This is a genomic window from Muribacter muris (genome assembly GCF_004569585.1).
Lineage (GTDB): Bacteria > Pseudomonadota > Gammaproteobacteria > Enterobacterales > Pasteurellaceae > Muribacter > Muribacter muris.
Genome location: NZ_SPPA01000001.1, coordinates 135,301 through 149,719 on the forward strand (window position 1 = coordinate 135,301; position 14,419 = coordinate 149,719).

The 14,419-nt window shown below is 43.0% G+C and carries 14 protein-coding genes; 4 read left to right on the forward strand and 10 right to left on the reverse strand.

The window, feature by feature from the left end; all coding sequences use genetic code 11:
* Positions 1-74: 74 nt before the first annotated feature.
* Complete coding sequence (prc, locus tag E4T80_RS00655; protein WP_228064855.1) at positions 75-2,063, reverse strand: carboxy terminal-processing peptidase; 1,989 nt, start codon at positions 2,061-2,063, stop codon at positions 75-77.
* Positions 2,064-2,110: 47 nt separating this feature from the next.
* Positions 2,111-2,650 (reverse strand): RNA chaperone ProQ, encoded by a 540-nt coding sequence (gene proQ, locus E4T80_RS00660; RefSeq protein ID WP_135054036.1) that lies wholly within the window; start codon positions 2,648-2,650, stop codon positions 2,111-2,113.
* 227 nt (positions 2,651-2,877) lie between these two features.
* On the opposite strand from proQ, the gene E4T80_RS00665 reads away from it, so the two are divergent.
* Positions 2,878-3,090: a cold-shock protein gene (locus E4T80_RS00665; RefSeq protein WP_047975936.1), complete on the forward strand. Its 213-nt coding sequence runs from the start codon at positions 2,878-2,880 to the stop codon at positions 3,088-3,090.
* 92 nt (positions 3,091-3,182) lie between these two features.
* On the opposite strand, the gene htpX is transcribed toward E4T80_RS00665, so the two are convergent.
* A complete protein-coding gene (htpX, locus tag E4T80_RS00670) occupies positions 3,183-4,037 on the reverse strand; it encodes a protease HtpX (RefSeq protein ID WP_167740676.1) in 855 nt (284 codons plus the stop codon).
* A gap of 97 nt (positions 4,038-4,134) precedes the next feature.
* Complete coding sequence (dinB, locus tag E4T80_RS00675) at positions 4,135-5,208, reverse strand: DNA polymerase IV (RefSeq protein WP_135054038.1); 1,074 nt, start codon at positions 5,206-5,208, stop codon at positions 4,135-4,137.
* 123 nt (positions 5,209-5,331) lie between these two features.
* Between dinB and E4T80_RS00680 the strand changes: the two genes are divergently transcribed.
* On the forward strand, positions 5,332-6,237 hold the full coding sequence (locus E4T80_RS00680) for a lysine exporter LysO family protein (protein ID WP_135054040.1): 906 nt from the start codon (positions 5,332-5,334) through the stop codon (positions 6,235-6,237).
* A gap of 73 nt (positions 6,238-6,310) precedes the next feature.
* Here the strand turns inward: E4T80_RS00680 and E4T80_RS00685 are convergent, their stop codons facing one another.
* Genes E4T80_RS00685 through E4T80_RS00695 form a run of 3 tightly spaced genes read right to left on the reverse strand, consistent with a single transcriptional unit; the run spans position 6,311 to position 8,414 of the window.
* Complete coding sequence (locus tag E4T80_RS00685) at positions 6,311-6,694, reverse strand: hypothetical protein (RefSeq protein ID WP_135054042.1); 384 nt, start codon at positions 6,692-6,694, stop codon at positions 6,311-6,313.
* A gap of 11 nt (positions 6,695-6,705) precedes the next feature.
* Positions 6,706-7,347: a hypothetical protein gene (locus E4T80_RS00690; RefSeq protein WP_135054044.1), complete on the reverse strand. Its 642-nt coding sequence runs from the start codon at positions 7,345-7,347 to the stop codon at positions 6,706-6,708.
* Between the two features lie 32 nt (positions 7,348-7,379).
* Positions 7,380-8,414: a penta-EF hand family protein gene (locus tag E4T80_RS00695; RefSeq protein WP_135054046.1), complete on the reverse strand. Its 1,035-nt coding sequence runs from the start codon at positions 8,412-8,414 to the stop codon at positions 7,380-7,382.
* Between the two features lie 124 nt (positions 8,415-8,538).
* Between E4T80_RS00695 and E4T80_RS00700 the strand changes: the two genes are divergently transcribed.
* On the forward strand, positions 8,539-8,934 hold the full coding sequence (locus E4T80_RS00700) for a helix-turn-helix domain-containing protein (RefSeq protein ID WP_047975929.1): 396 nt from the start codon (positions 8,539-8,541) through the stop codon (positions 8,932-8,934).
* Between the two features lie 129 nt (positions 8,935-9,063).
* Here E4T80_RS00700 and tcdA read toward each other — a convergent pair whose 3' ends face one another.
* The 3 genes from tcdA to E4T80_RS00715 form a co-directional block, all read right to left on the reverse strand.
* Positions 9,064-9,828 carry a tRNA cyclic N6-threonylcarbamoyladenosine(37) synthase TcdA gene (gene tcdA, locus E4T80_RS00705; RefSeq protein WP_135054048.1) on the reverse strand — a complete coding sequence of 255 codons (765 nt, stop codon included), beginning with the start codon at positions 9,826-9,828 and terminating at the stop codon, positions 9,064-9,066.
* A 107-nt stretch (positions 9,829-9,935) separates the two neighbouring features.
* Complete coding sequence (locus E4T80_RS00710; RefSeq protein ID WP_135054050.1) at positions 9,936-12,239, reverse strand: Tex family protein; 2,304 nt, start codon at positions 12,237-12,239, stop codon at positions 9,936-9,938.
* Positions 12,232-13,161: a DMT family transporter gene (locus tag E4T80_RS00715; protein ID WP_135054052.1), complete on the reverse strand. Its 930-nt coding sequence runs from the start codon at positions 13,159-13,161 to the stop codon at positions 12,232-12,234. The genes E4T80_RS00710 and E4T80_RS00715 overlap by 8 nt, the downstream gene beginning before the upstream one ends.
* 57 nt (positions 13,162-13,218) lie before the next feature.
* Here E4T80_RS00715 and E4T80_RS00720 point away from each other — a divergent pair, with 57 nt between their 5' ends.
* Positions 13,219-14,412 (forward strand): BaiN/RdsA family NAD(P)/FAD-dependent oxidoreductase, encoded by a 1,194-nt coding sequence (locus tag E4T80_RS00720; protein WP_135054054.1) that lies wholly within the window; start codon positions 13,219-13,221, stop codon positions 14,410-14,412.
* Positions 14,413-14,419: the final 7 nt, after the last annotated feature.

Here is a 14,419-nt window from a genome sequence, read left to right on the forward strand (position 1 = left end):
TCCAAATTGTTATATTTTTAATAAAACAGACCGCTTGTTGCGGTCTGCAAAATGTCGCATTATATACGATTTTATTATTTTTTATCAATTTCTAACCAATCGACCATCATTTTTTCCGTTTCTTTGAGGAAGAAATCCGGTGCTTCATAGTCTTTCGGTAGCTGATCCAAATCTTTCAACGGCTTTTTACCTTCCCGTTTAAAGCGGGCATTGAGATCTTTCAACCGCTTGGCATCATCGGCTTTATTTTCCGCTAAACGTGCTTTTAAATTCAGCGAGGTAAATTTACGCTCATCACGCGCTTTACGAATGCTGATATCCTCATTTAAAACAATAAACTCCGGATCTTTAGCAATCCGCTGCTGATGTTTTTCCGTGAGTGCCGCCACTGCGTTACGAGCTTGCCCGAGTTCTTTATAATTTGCCGCCGGAATTTTATCCCAAGGTAGCGCATTATCTTCAAAACTTTCGCCGGTTTTCTCCGCATTGATAATTTCAGGGAAACGAATATCTGCCTCCACCCCTTTTAACTGGGTACTACCACCGTTAATCCGGTAGAATTTTTGAATGGTATATTGAATAGAACCGAGCGGCTCTCTGTCTAAATCATACACGAAATTCAAAGAGCGGCTCTGTTGTACCGTACCTTTCCCGAACGTTTGCTGCCCGACAATAATCGCTCGATTATAATCCTGCATCGCCGCTGCGAAAATCTCTGAAGCCGATGCACTATGGCGGTTAATCATCACCATAATGTTGCCGTCATATTGCACGCTATTATCCGGATCTTCGTGAACTTTAATGCGGTTAAAGGCATCACGCACTTGCACTACCGGCCCTTCTTTAATAAAGAGCCCGACTAATTCAATCACTTCCGTTAATGAACCGCCGCCGTTTTCACGCAAATCAATAATCAGACCGTCTGCTTTTTTGGTCTTCATTTCTTTCAGTAATTTACGCACATCATCGGTCAAGCCAATATAGAAGCCCGGAATTTTGATAACGGCGATATTTTTACCCTCGGTTTTCGTTACCGTTAATTTTGCGGCACTGTCTTCAAGACGGATTTTATCCCGCACCAATGTTACAATTTTACTTTTACCGCCTTTTTCCGGTTCGATTTCGAGATAAACTTTTGTGCCTTTTTTACCTTTGATTTTGTCGATAATATCATCTAAACGCCAACCGACCACATCTTCAATTTTATTAGCAGACTGCCCGACCCCGATAATTTTATCGTTTACCCGAATTTTTTTGCTACGGGCCGCCGGTGCGCCCGGCACTAATGATTTAATCACCGTTACATCATCTTCCATTGTTAAAGTTGCCCCAATGCCTTCAAGGGAAAGGTTCATACTTTCTTGGAAACGTTTTGCCGCACGCGGTGAAAGATAACTGGTGTGCGGATCGATTTCACGGGCAAAGGCGTTCAAATAGGTTTGTAAAATATCGTCCGCTTTATTTTGAGTCAGGCGTTTAATCGCTAGGTTATAGCGTTTAACGAGCGTCTTTTTGATTTCCGGCCATTTTTTATCTTTTAGATAAAGGCTGATAATGTCATTTTTAACCCGCTGTTCCCATAATGTGTTCGCTTCTTCGAGGGTTTGAGGGAAAGGCGCTTTTTCACGATCATTTTCAATCTGATCATCGCCTTTTAAATCCGGTTCGTGATCCAAAAGCGATAACGCATATTTATAACGTTCATAGCGGCGTTTGGTCATCAGATCATAAATCTCAAAGGCACTGTCCAGTTTGCCTTCATAAAGTTCATCATCTAATTTTGTGGCATATTTCGCCCGCATTTCCTCGACATCGGAGGCTAAAAAGGTATTATGCGCGCCGTCAAGCCAATCAATATAACGATCAAAAATCTTGCCGGCAAAGGCATCGTCTAAGATGAATTTATGATAGTGCGATTGGGTTAAACGTGCGGTAACACGCTTTGCCGATAAGCTGTGTTGAGGGGTGGGTTTGGGAAGAATTAGCTCGCTCGCTTTAATCGTTGGCTCGACCGCAACTACATTTATTGCCGAAAAAAGCCCAACCATCAACGTGCTAACCATCTTTAATTGATACTGTTTCATAAACATTCCTGCTTTCACTCGGAAAACTATTTTCTGCCTTTACCGAATTTACTCTCCAATGCGGCTAAACTCTCTGACGATGCTTTTGGTGCATCGGCGTGTTTTCTTGATTCCGCCCGTTTTTTTGCATTCTCATCACGCGCTTTTTGTTTAAAAAACGCTTTACGCTCTGCTTTGCGTTTCTCTTTCATCTCTTGAGCGCGACGTTCTGCGTATGCGGCTTTCGCTTCGGCTAACGACGTTGCGGCGTGCTCGGCTTGTTGGGCATCTACTACACCGGCTTCATTCCCTAAAAGATCCACACGCGTCGCCCCTTCACGACAGGCGTGTAAATAACGCCAACCCAGCGTATAAGTCCGCAGAGCTTGACGAAGGGCGGTTTTACTGACTTTCTCATCGGCTGCCAACGCTTCGGCTAAATCTTGGAAAAGCCCGATTTTTAACGGTTTCGCTTCCCCTTCCGCCACAAAACAGAGCGGAAATTTTTCACAGAGATAGGCAATCACTTCTTTCGTTGAAAGGCTGTTTTTTTGATTTGATTGTTGTACTTCAAGTTGTTCAGACATAGTGTTTTCCATTGATAAATAACTGGAGACAGGTTTACAAAAATAGTCGTTACTATATTTGATTTGGCGGATTTCGTCCATAGCCTCAACGGCGTTAGACAACGATAAAACGCCGACTTTTGTAAAATTTCTTAAAATTTAATTTGCGTTCAATCAACATAAATGGTCTAATTCAAATCGGTGGTGAAATAGTCGCCACCTTTGTTTTAATTTATAAAGGATAACTTATGTCAAAGTTAATCGGCACTGTTAAGTGGTTTAATTCTGTAAAAGGATTTGGTTTCATTGCACCTGAACAAGGCGGCGATGATGTATTTGTGCATTTTTCTGCAATCATTAGCGAAAGCAGCTACCGCAATCTCAAAGATGGCGATAAAGTTGAGTTTGAAATGCAGCAATCTGATCGTGGCGCATCCGCCCTCAATGTTAAAGTGATTTAATCCGCAATTATCCGGCTACCATACCAAAAACGCTGTTTAAGGCGGTTTAACGTCAAAAAGCCATTGGTCATACCAATGGCTTTTCAATTTAATTATAGATTTCTTAACGCTTCAATGCGTTTTTCTAACGGCGGGTGGCTCATAAAGAGTTCTTTACGTTTGCCGTTAATCATCATCGCATTCAGTGAGCCTTCTAATTCTTGCGGCTCGTGTACTCGCTGTAAACGTTGCAGAGCGGCGATCATTTTCTCTTTACCGACCAATTGGGCAGAACCGGCGTCCGCTCTAAATTCACGATAGCGGGAGAACCACATTGCAATCATTGTCGCTAACACACCGAAAATAATCTCCAACACCATTGAGACGAGGAAATAAATGCCGCCGCTTTGGCTTTCTTCACCATTATCGTTACGGGTGCTTGATACCGCCGTTGCAATCATTCGGGATAAGAAGATCACAAAGGTATTCAACACCCCTTGCAATAGGGTCATTGTTACCATATCTCCGTTGGCAATGTGTGCGACTTCGTGGGCAACCACCGCTTCCGCTTCGTCTTGGGTCATCGTATTGAGCAAGCCGGTACTCACCGCCACCAAAGAATTGCTTTTCGTTGCACCTGTGGCAAACGCATTGACATCTTGGGAATGGTAAATCGCGACATCCGGCATTGGAATACCCGCTTGTTGAGATTGACGCTTCACCGTTTCAACCAACCAACGTTCCGCATTATTGCGTGGCTCGGTAATAATTTCTGCGCCGACCGAGCTTAACGCCATTTTTTTAGATAAGAACAGGGAAATTAACGATCCCGCAAAGCCAAACAACAACGCCATAATTAAAATGCCGCCGGTACTGTTACCCGCAATGCCGGTTACGTTTAGAATAATGCCCAACACAATCATTACGGCAAAGTTGGTTGCGAGGAAAAGTGCAATCCGCATCATAATAGATAATTCTCCAATCGAGTTAAATTCATCAAATTCGGTCAAAACCGAGTCAGCAAAATAGGGACAATCCCACAAAAATTCAAGATTTTGACAACAATTATTCCCATAAATTTAACTGTTTTATGACTTTTTCTGCCGGAATGTGTACACTTAGCCCAATCAGCCGGATTTTCCGGTTTTGTCGGCGAGGCCAAATTTGAGCCAATAAATCGAAAAATGCCGGCAATGTTACCCCGCTCATCGTTCTTTCGAGGGTCGTTTGGCTAAAATCGTCAAATTTCAGTTTAATACTGAGCTTTTGATAGCTGGCAAGCGGTCGGTTCGGCTCATTTTTTTGCAAACGCCGCACCAACTGCTCAAAATGATCGGCGACAATCGCTTTCGCCTGCTCAAAGTCGGCAATATCCGATAGCAAGGTATTTTCAACGGCAATGGATTTACGCAGGCGATTTGCTTCCACCAAACAAGGATCGACCCCGTGGCAAAAATCCCACAACCGCTGCCCCAATTTACCGAAATGCTGATAGATAAAATGCGGATTGGATTGCTGAATATCGCCGCAAGTGGAAAACCCCATTTGTGCCAGCTTTTCATTAGTAACTTTGCCTACCCCCGGAATTTTCTTGAGTGGCAACCTTTCAATAAATGCCGACACTTGTTCGGGCGTAATCACAAACTGCCCGTTCGGTTTATTTTGCTCGGAGGCAATTTTGGCGAGGAATTTGAGCGGTGCAACGCCGGCAGAGGAGGTCAGATGCAATTCCTGCCAAATGGCTGTTCGGATTTCCTGTGCAATCCAAGTTGCCGAACCGGCGCACTGCTCGCAATCGGTTACATCAAGATAGGCTTCGTCCAGCGAAAGCGGTTCGATAATCTCGGTATAACGGCGGAAAATATGGTGAATTTGTGCCGACACCTGTTTATACAGCGGCATATTTACCGGCAACAAAATAAGATTTGGGCATAATTTTACCGCTTGCGCTGTTGCCATTGCACTATGTAGCCCGAATTTTCTGGCTTCATAATTACAGGTTGCCAACACGCCTCGTTGGTTCGCTTTGCCGCCAACAGCCAGCGGTTTACCGACTAACGCCGGATTTTCACGCATTTCAACGGAGGCGTAAAAACAATCCATATCAATATGAATGATTTTTCGTACTCGACCGCCCATTTGCAATTCTCCGAAAGAAACTGACCGCTTGCAGTATAACAAATTAAACTGTATATAAAAACAGTTTAATTTCATTTTATAACGGTTAGAATTTCGGCAACAATAATAAAAAGGGAGAGGATTATGATTTACGGCTTACTGATTGCATTTGCCCCGCTATTTTTGGGCTACCTGCTGGTCATCAAACACACCGGCATTCTACATTGGATCAACCGCATCAGCCTTTACTGCCTTTATCTGATTTTATTGATAATGGGAATTTCCCTTGGGCAACTGGACGAATTGGCAACTAAGCTGCCGCAAATCGGCGCAACCGCCTTCGGTTTGGCTTGCATTTTGCACGGCAGCAATATTTTGGCATTAGCGATGTTTGACAAATATGCCCCAATTCCCCGCCAAACCCATCACGCCGAAGCATTGCCGTCCCGCCGAAAAGTTTTATGCGAATCGTTACAGCTCTGTTTTGCGGTGTTGATTGGGGGGATTATCGGCTTTTTCACCAAAGGCGTGGTTGATTTCCCGCTCTATTCCAGCACTTATGTGTTAGTGGTGATGATTTTCTGTGTCGGCATTCAGCTACGCAGCAGCGGTATTCCGCTGAAAGAGGTGTTTCTGAATAAACGGGGGCTTATTACCTCACTGATTTTTATCGTCAGCGGCTTAATCGGTGGCGTGATTGCAGCCTATGTGCTGGCATTACCGCTCGTCAAATCCCTTGCGCTCACCGCCGGTTTCGGCTGGTATTCCCTCTCTAGCGTACTGATCAACGATGCGTGGGGGGCAATGTACGGCAGCATCGCCTTTTTCAACGATCTGTTCCGAGAAATCTTCTGCCTGTTCGCCATTCCGTTTTTTATGCGGCAATATCCCTCGACAGCCGTCGGCTTAGGCGGCGCAACCTCATTAGATGCAACCTTGCCGATTATCCAAAAATCCGGCGGCATTCAAGTTGTACCACTGGCAATCAGTTTTGGTTTTATTATTAACCTTGCCGTACCGATTTTGATGTCGTTCTTTATAGGGTTATAAAAAACAAGCGGTGGCTTTTGCCATAAAATCTGCAAAAGCCACCGTTTACTTATTAACCTAAAATGATAAATTCTTATTTATCGGCTGCCAACTCTTTAAAAACCACATTACTTTTATTTACTTTAAAAATAAAGACTGAATATCCATTATGCTTTTCTACTTTTAATAAAGTAAAATGTTTTAAATCAACAGAAGCAAATGAATGCTTATTTTTTAAATACTTAAGTAATTGTGATTTTGCATATATCGGTGCTACTCGGCTATCTCTCGATCTATTTATGGTGTCCAATTTTGTTTCAATAAAATAAACCATTTTGCCATTCTCTTTTTTTAAAGAAACACCAAATGAATTAGCAACTGCCGGCATAATACTTAAAAAAGAGATTATGCCTATAACGTTAGAAATTATCGTAGTTTTTAGATTTCTTAATTTCACGTCCACCACCATTTGATTCAATCGGTATTCCGTTACTTATAGCATTTTTTTTCAGTCACGTCTGTACGCAATTCCTTTTTTAAGGTATCGGCTGCTGCCATTGTTTTCTTACTAATGCCCAGTTCTATTTGAACATATTTTTCATCTTTATTTATATCTGTTTTAGTCGCAATAACACCTTTTAATAGCGCCTCTGCAGAATTATGAATTTTTTCTAAATAGCTCAATATCACTTCCCGATTCGCGCTTTTGTTACCATTTTCTGTCTTAGTTGTTATATTTTCTCCATTTTCCATTTTAGTCGCTACATTGTCTGCATTCTCCGTTTTAGTTACAACGTTTTCGACATTGTCTATCACCTCTTCGCTGGTTACACGCTCTGAAAGGAATTTAGCAATATTTGCTTTTGCTCTTAGCGTCGCTTTTTGGGTTGCCATACGAATATCTTTGCGATCACCAAATTCAAGCTCAGCTTCGCCTGTTGCTCGAATTCTTGCAAATTCTCCATTTTCATCTACTTCATAGCTTACTCCCGTTACACTATCAACAATTTCAACTACTTCAGATTGTTCAGCCTCATTTTTTATCTGGGGAACAGGCTCTTGCTGTGCAGAAGTAATTGGTGAAAAGAGAGATAAGTAAACCGCACTTAAACTAAATAAGATTTTTTTCATTCTGATTTCCTCATTAAAAATAAATTCATCATTTAATACGTTAGTTCTATATCTTTTAAATTTAACAGATCAGCTTTAGTTAAATAGAGCTTAATTTTTACATTATTTTTCTTAGAATAAAAATAATATTGTCCACCCATCGAAGTAATATGAGGAAGATACAGAAGCAATATTGAATCATAAGCGCCTATTTCATAATAACTATCGTTATATACTTTTCTATCATACAATTGAGTTTTACTTCCATCTTTATTAATTAAACTTACTAGAATCCGCTTGTCACTTTCCACCCTAACTCCTTCCGTGAGCAAATTTTTAACCTTATAAAGTACACGACTTAAAATACTACGCTTCTCATCAGAAATATAAAATATATTTAATTGCTTTTTAGAATTCATATCTGATAGTTCTCTTACTTCAGCGCTATTTTTAGATTGGTTTATATCTAATAGTTTTTTAAGTCCTTCAATATAGGATTGATTTACACCAACACTCGCAGAAAATTCAAAAGGAAATAAATCAGAATTCTCTTCCGGCTTAAGTGGTTTTAATTTTTCAACAATTTCAATATCAATAATTTTTTTACCTTCCTGAATTGGCTTTAATAATAATTCTTCTGCAAGCGATTTATAATCATCCTTAGACTTTTCATTCGCCTCTTTTTTTTCAAAATGAGCTATTGCTTCCATTAAACTTGTATTATCAATTGCATTTTCAAGTACCGCAACATTCATTTCTTTTAATGTGCCTATCAGCTTTTGGCTCTCAATATCTACTTTTACGGATGCTTCATAGCCCCCATTAGGTAAACGGATATTCGATATAATCTCGATATTTTTTACATATCCGTCAGAATAACCGACTATTCTCTGTGTAAATTGCTCGTTATTTAATTCTTCTTTACTGACGATTGTTTCTCCAACGCTAAATTTAATCGCATTTGCCACTGCATCTTTTTTAGCTAATTCAGGTGTATTACCTACACCAGACGCCTCAAAAATTTTTGCTTGCGAGAACATACTTAAACCAAGTAATATCGAAGCATAAAGGGATTTTTTTATTTGCATAGTAACTCCAAATTAGTGGGTAATTTTTTGGCTATTATCATCTGACTTGAGTTTATGTTACAATCAACCCACTGTTGTTTTTTCTCCCCTTTTAGTTGGGGTAATGTCTTAATTGTTGGTAAAAATGAAAATAAACGAAAAAATCCGCCATTTGCGAGAAACAAAAAATTGGTCGCAAGAAGAAATGGCAAGTAAATTGAATATGTCCACTAACGGCTACTCAAAAATAGAAAGAGGTGAAAGCAAAATAAATACGGAACGGCTAGAACAAATTGCGAATATATTAGATATGGATATGCTGGAACTTATTTCGATAGGTGAGCGAAATGTGATGTTTTTTCAGGAAAGCGTTGTCAGTAATAGTTTAAATATAATGGGTTCTTCCCAAGAAATTGCGTTTGAAATTAAAAATCTAAAACAAGAATTATCCCATAAAGAAGAAGTTATTGAAATGCAGAAAAAAGAAATCGCAATGCTGCAACAAATTATCGAGCTACTTAAAAAATCTTCTACTCAATAACTTCGTACAAAATGATAAAATTCAAATCACAATAATTTTATTACCATAAAAAGACTACGTTTTAATTTAAGCTATTTATTTTTTATAAAAATTCCACCATTAACGCATTTCATTATTGATATTGAAAGATTACCCTTTCAGTAATTTTTCAATCACTCGGCTCACGGCAAAAAAACCGAAGGTTGCCGTTACCATTGTCGCTGCGCCAAAGCCGTTGGCACAGTTCATTGTGGCGGATATTTCACAGCCTTCGCTCATTTTCGGGAAAATCAGCGGTTGGGTGGAAAACACACACTCTACCCCGAATTTTCGCTGCGGATTACGGCTAAACCCGTAGTCTTTACGCAGTAAACTGCGTACTTTCGCTGCCAGCGGATCTTGAATGGTTTTGCTTAAATCGGTAATTTGAATTTGGGTCGGGTCGGTCTGCCCGCCTGCGCCGCCCGTGGTAATCAGCTTAATTTTGTGTCGCTTGCAAAAGGCGATAAGCGCAGCCTTAACCCGCACATTATCAATTGCATCAATCACATAATCGTACTCTTTCAGCACATAATCGGCTAAATTTTCTTGGGTGAGAAAATCATCAATAATTGCCACTTCACATTCAGGATTAATCAAGGCAATACGCGATTTCATCACCTCTGTTTTAAGTTGCCCGATATTACCGGACATTGCGTGAATTTGGCGGTTAATATTGGTTACACAAATATCGTCCATATCAATCAACGTCAGCCGCCCGATACCCGAGCGAGCCAAGGCTTCTACCGCCCAAGAACCAACGCCGCCAATTCCGATCACACAAACGTGCGCACGGCGTAATTTCGCCAGCCCCTCCGGTGTGTAAAGCCGCCCGATACCGCCGAAACGTTGTTCGTAATTATCTATTCTGTCCATTGTGTCGTCCGTTATTCAAATGGGGAGATCATAGCACGTTGTAGGTCTTATATGCCAAAGGGAATAATGCCGACACATTATTCCCTTGTTTCTCTCTAGCTACGCTGCTATTTTTTCCAGCCTTTTAACGCATCGGCAAAGGCGTTATTAGCAACGGTCTGGCGTGGCAAGCGGTCGGATTTCGGTGAATGTTTGCGAATACGATCGGTATTTGCATTTTTGTCAGTCGGCAGATCGTCCAACCGCATTGTCAGGGCGATCCGTTTACGCACAACATCAACTTCCAGCACTTTGACTTTCACGACATCACCGGTTTTCACCACTTGATGCGGGTCATCAACAAAGCGGTTAGACAACATTGAGATATGCACCAAACCGTCTTGATGCACGCCAATATAGACAAATGCCCCAAAGTTCGTTACATTGGTAATCGTCCCTTCCAAAATCATTCCCGCTTTTAAATCGCTGATCTCTTCTACGCCGTCCATAAAAGTGGCTGTTTTAAATTCGCCACGAGGATCACGCCCCGGTTTTTCCAACTCTTTAAAAATATCATTCACTGTCGGTAAACCAAAGGTGTCGTCCACAAAATCTTTCGCATTCAGTTGCTGAATTTGAGTAGCGTTTCCCATTAAATCGGCGAGGCTAAATTGGGTAGCGTTTAAAATACGCTCCACCACCGGATAGGCTTCAGGGTGAACGCTGGAAGCATCAAGCGGGTTCTTTCCGCCCAAAATCCGCATAAAGCCCGCACACTGTTCAAAGGCTTTCGGCCCTAGGCGAGGCACTTTTTTCAGCTCGGCTCGGCTGTTAAAACGCCCGTGTTCATCACGATAGGCAATAATATTTTGCGCTAAAGTTTTGTTCATTCCGGCAACTTGGGCGAGCAACGGTGCAGAGGCGGTGTTCAAGTCCACGCCAACGGCATTCACACAATCCTCCACGACCGCATCTAATTTTCGTGCCAGTTGGGTTTGATTGACATCGTGCTGATACTGCCCGACCCCAATCGCTTTTGGTTCAATTTTAACCAATTCTGCAAGCGGATCTTGCAAGCGGCGGGCAATCGACACTGCACCACGCAAAGAGACATCAAGATCCGGAAATTCATTTGCCGCCAGCTCGGAGGCGGAATAGACCGATGCCCCTGCCTCACTCACGACCACCGTTTGCGGCTGCCAATCCCGTGCTTGTTTAATCACCTCTTTGGCAAAACGTTCCGTTTCGCGCGATGCCGTGCCGTTGCCGATGGCGATCAGATCAACCTGATGCTTTTTACCGAGTGCATATAATATTTGCCCCGCCCGTACCGGATCGGTGGTGTGCGGGTAAATGGTCGCCGTATCAAGCAGTTTGCCGGTATCGTCCACCACCGCCACTTTCACACCGGTACGCAAACCGGGATCCAACCCCATTGTATTTCTTGCCCCTGCTGGCGCTGCCATCAACAACGCCGATAAATTCCGAGCGAAAACATATATCGCCTCTTGCTCGGCTTTTTCCCGTAGGGTTGCCATTAATTCCGTTTCCAAGTGGAGAGATAATTTGATTTTCCACGTCCAACTCACCACCTGACTACGCCAGTGATCCGCCGGCTGCTGTGCCGGTTGTACGCCCAAATGTTGGCGGATAATCTCTTCACAATAGCTAGTGCGGCTGCCCTCTTCCGCCTCCGGATCGGCATTGAGGCTTAACGATAAAATCCCTTCATTCCGCCCGCGAAACATCGCTAAAGCACGGTGGGACGGAACGGATTTAAAGGGTTCGCTATGGGCAAAATAATCCCGAAATTTTTCGCCTTCTTCGGCTTTGCCCTCAATTAACGTCGATTCCAAAGTCGCGTAAGCGGTCAGATACTGGCGTAATTTTGCAATCAGTGCCGCATCTTCAGCGAAACGTTCCATTAAAATATAGCGCGCGCCGTCCAAAGCGGCTTTGACATCTTCTACACCATTTTCGGCGTTAAGGTAGCCCTCCGCCACTGTTTCAGGCACTTGGCTTGGGTCATTCCAAAGGCTGTCCGCCAAAGGTTCAAGCCCGGCTTCAATCGCAATTTGCCCACGGGTGCGGCGTTTCGGTTTGTAGGGTAAATAGAGATCTTCCAGCTCGGTTTTACTTTGGGTCTGCTCAATTTTGGCTTTGAGTTCGTCCGTCAATTTGCCCTGTTCCTCAATCGAATGGAGAATCGTTTGGCGGCGGTCGTTCAGCTCCCGCAGATAAATGAGGCGGGTTTCAAAATGGCGTAGTTGGGTGTCGTCTAAACCGCCGGTCGCTTCTTTACGGTAGCGGGCGATAAACGGAATCGTATTGCCCTCGTCAAGCAGTCGGATCGCCGCTAAAATTTGCGAAGGATTGACCGACAGCTCGGCGGCAATCAGTTGGCTAATTTGTTGATTTAAAATCTCAGTCATTCTTTTTCCTTAAATGAAAATGCGGAAATAAATTTAAGGCGAGGCTTGCCCCGATAATCACCATCACGGCAAACATTAATTGGCTAAAGGCGATCTGTTCGCACAATAAAATATAAGCGATAAGGGCAGTCGAAATCGGAATAATCAATTCTAAAATTTGGTACGTTACCAAACCTTGTTTTTGGATAATATCGAACGTCAGCACCATTCCGACCCCAATGGCATAAATGCCGATCAGCATTAGCCCCACCAATAAGAAAAGGGAGATTTGGGAAAGTTCCGCCAGTTTGCCCGTTTGTTGGCTCAATGCCAAGCTGGTAATGCCGGTGGTGAGCGAGGTGATAAAGCTCAAACTGAACACGCTGAGTTTTTTATTCACCAATTTAACGATGACATTTTGCAGGTTGCGGATAAAAATAGACAGTAACAGAAAAAATGCGCCGAGCAGAAAATGGTCGCCCACCGCCATTGTTTTACCGTACAACACAAAGCCCAATGCGCCGCATAACGTCAGCGCACAGCCAATCCAAAAGGTTTTCTGTTTTAATTTCTGTCGCTCATCTTGGAAGAAAATCCCCGCCACCAAAATCCCGAAAGGCATTCCCAGTACACTGGAAATTGAGGCGGTTACCGCATTGGTTAATGCTGCGCCCTCCAACCAAAAATACATATTCACGCACATTAGCAGCCCGACACAGAAAGCGTAAACCAATAATAAGGGCTGACGGCGAAAATGGGTAAAATCGTGCCGATATTTTAACCACACCCAAATCAGCAGTGCCAATGCACCGACACAAAACCGCACGCCGTTATTATTCAACGCATCAACCCGTAAACTAAAATAACGCAGCAGCACAATATTCAATCCAATCGCAAACACATAGATTAGATTGATGAAAATAGGGGGCAGCGATTTGGACATAATCGGTATAAAATAGGGAATTTTGACAATTCTAACAAAAAGGGATCGGCTAATCTAATGAAAAAATACGATGTAGTCATCATCGGAGCGGGGGCTGCGGGGCTATTTTGTGCAGCGCAGCTCGGGCAAGGCGGCAAATCGGTACTGGTGCTGGATAACGGCAAAAAAATCGGACGTAAAATTTTGATGTCCGGAGGCGGTTTTTGTAATTTCACTAATTTAGAGGTTGCTCCCCAGCACTACATTTGCCAAAACCGCCATTTTGTCAAATCTGCCCTCGCCCGTTACACTAACTGGGATTTTATCGCACTGGTCGCCGGCTATGGTATTGCCTATCACGAAAAAGAGTTAGGGCAACTGTTCTGCGATGAAAGTGCCCAACAGATTGTCGATTTATTACAGGCAGAATGCGAGAAAGGCAAGGTTGATATTCAGTTGCGGCAAGCGGTCGTTTCCGTTGAAAAATTTGCAAACTTTTTCCAAATTCAGACCGCTTGTCATCGCTATCAAGCCGAACAGTTAGTGATTGCCAGCGGCGGTTTATCAATGCCGGCACTCGGCGCAAGCCCTTTTGGTTATAAAATTGCCGAGCAGTTCGGCATTCCCGTGATTCCGCCCAGAGCCAGCCTCGTGCCGTTTACCTGGAAAGAAAGCGACAAGCCCTTTGTTGCTTTATCCGGCATTTCACTGCCCGTGCGGGTGCAGAATCAAGGTAAAACCTTTTATAACCAAATGCTGTTTACACATCGGGGGCTATCCGGACCGGCAATCTTGCAAATTTCAAACTATTGGGAAACGGGCGAAACTCTCGATATTGATCTATTGCCCGATGAGACGATCGAACAGATTTTGCTTGAACTGCGTCAATCCTCGCCAAAATTGCAGCTAAAAACGGTGTTATGCCGCTATTTGCCGAAAAAATTAGTCGAACTCTGGTTTGAGCAACGCTGGCTGACCGACAAAATCATCGCCCAACTTAGCAAAGCCGATCTCGCTTTTTTAACGCAATTCATTCATCACTGGCAATTTTTACCGAACGGCACGGAAGGTTATCGCACCGCTGAAGTAACAATGGGCGGCGTGGATACGCGGTTTATTTCATCAAAAACATTGGAAGCACAAGGGGTTGAAGGGCTATATTTTATCGGCGAGGTGCTGGATGTTACCGGCTGGTTGGGGGGCTATAATTTCCAATGGGCATGGTCTTCCGCCTACGCCTGCGCCAATGCAATCTTGGATAAAAATACATAACTGGTTA

Excerpts from the sequence above, each read along its gene's own strand:
- prc (WP_228064855.1), bottom strand. The coding sequence starts at position 2,063 with ATGGTTAGCACGTTGATGGTTGGGCTTTTTTCGGCAATAAATGTAGTT.
- proQ (WP_135054036.1), bottom strand. The coding sequence starts at position 2,650 with ATGTCTGAACAACTTGAAGTACAACAATCAAATCAAAAAAACAGCCTT.
- E4T80_RS00665 (WP_047975936.1), top strand. The coding sequence starts at position 2,878 with ATGTCAAAGTTAATCGGCACTGTTAAGTGGTTTAATTCTGTAAAAGGA.
- dinB (WP_135054038.1), bottom strand. The coding sequence starts at position 5,208 with ATGGGCGGTCGAGTACGAAAAATCATTCATATTGATATGGATTGTTTT.
- E4T80_RS00680 (WP_135054040.1), top strand. The coding sequence starts at position 5,332 with ATGATTTACGGCTTACTGATTGCATTTGCCCCGCTATTTTTGGGCTAC.
- E4T80_RS00690 (WP_135054044.1), bottom strand. The coding sequence starts at position 7,347 with ATGAAAAAAATCTTATTTAGTTTAAGTGCGGTTTACTTATCTCTCTTT.
- E4T80_RS00695 (WP_135054046.1), bottom strand. The coding sequence starts at position 8,414 with ATGCAAATAAAAAAATCCCTTTATGCTTCGATATTACTTGGTTTAAGT.
- E4T80_RS00700 (WP_047975929.1), top strand. The coding sequence starts at position 8,539 with ATGAAAATAAACGAAAAAATCCGCCATTTGCGAGAAACAAAAAATTGG.
- tcdA (WP_135054048.1), bottom strand. The coding sequence starts at position 9,828 with ATGGACAGAATAGATAATTACGAACAACGTTTCGGCGGTATCGGGCGG.
- E4T80_RS00710 (WP_135054050.1), bottom strand. The coding sequence starts at position 12,239 with ATGACTGAGATTTTAAATCAACAAATTAGCCAACTGATTGCCGCCGAG.
- E4T80_RS00715 (WP_135054052.1), bottom strand. The coding sequence starts at position 13,161 with ATGTCCAAATCGCTGCCCCCTATTTTCATCAATCTAATCTATGTGTTT.
- E4T80_RS00720 (WP_135054054.1), top strand. The coding sequence starts at position 13,219 with ATGAAAAAATACGATGTAGTCATCATCGGAGCGGGGGCTGCGGGGCTA.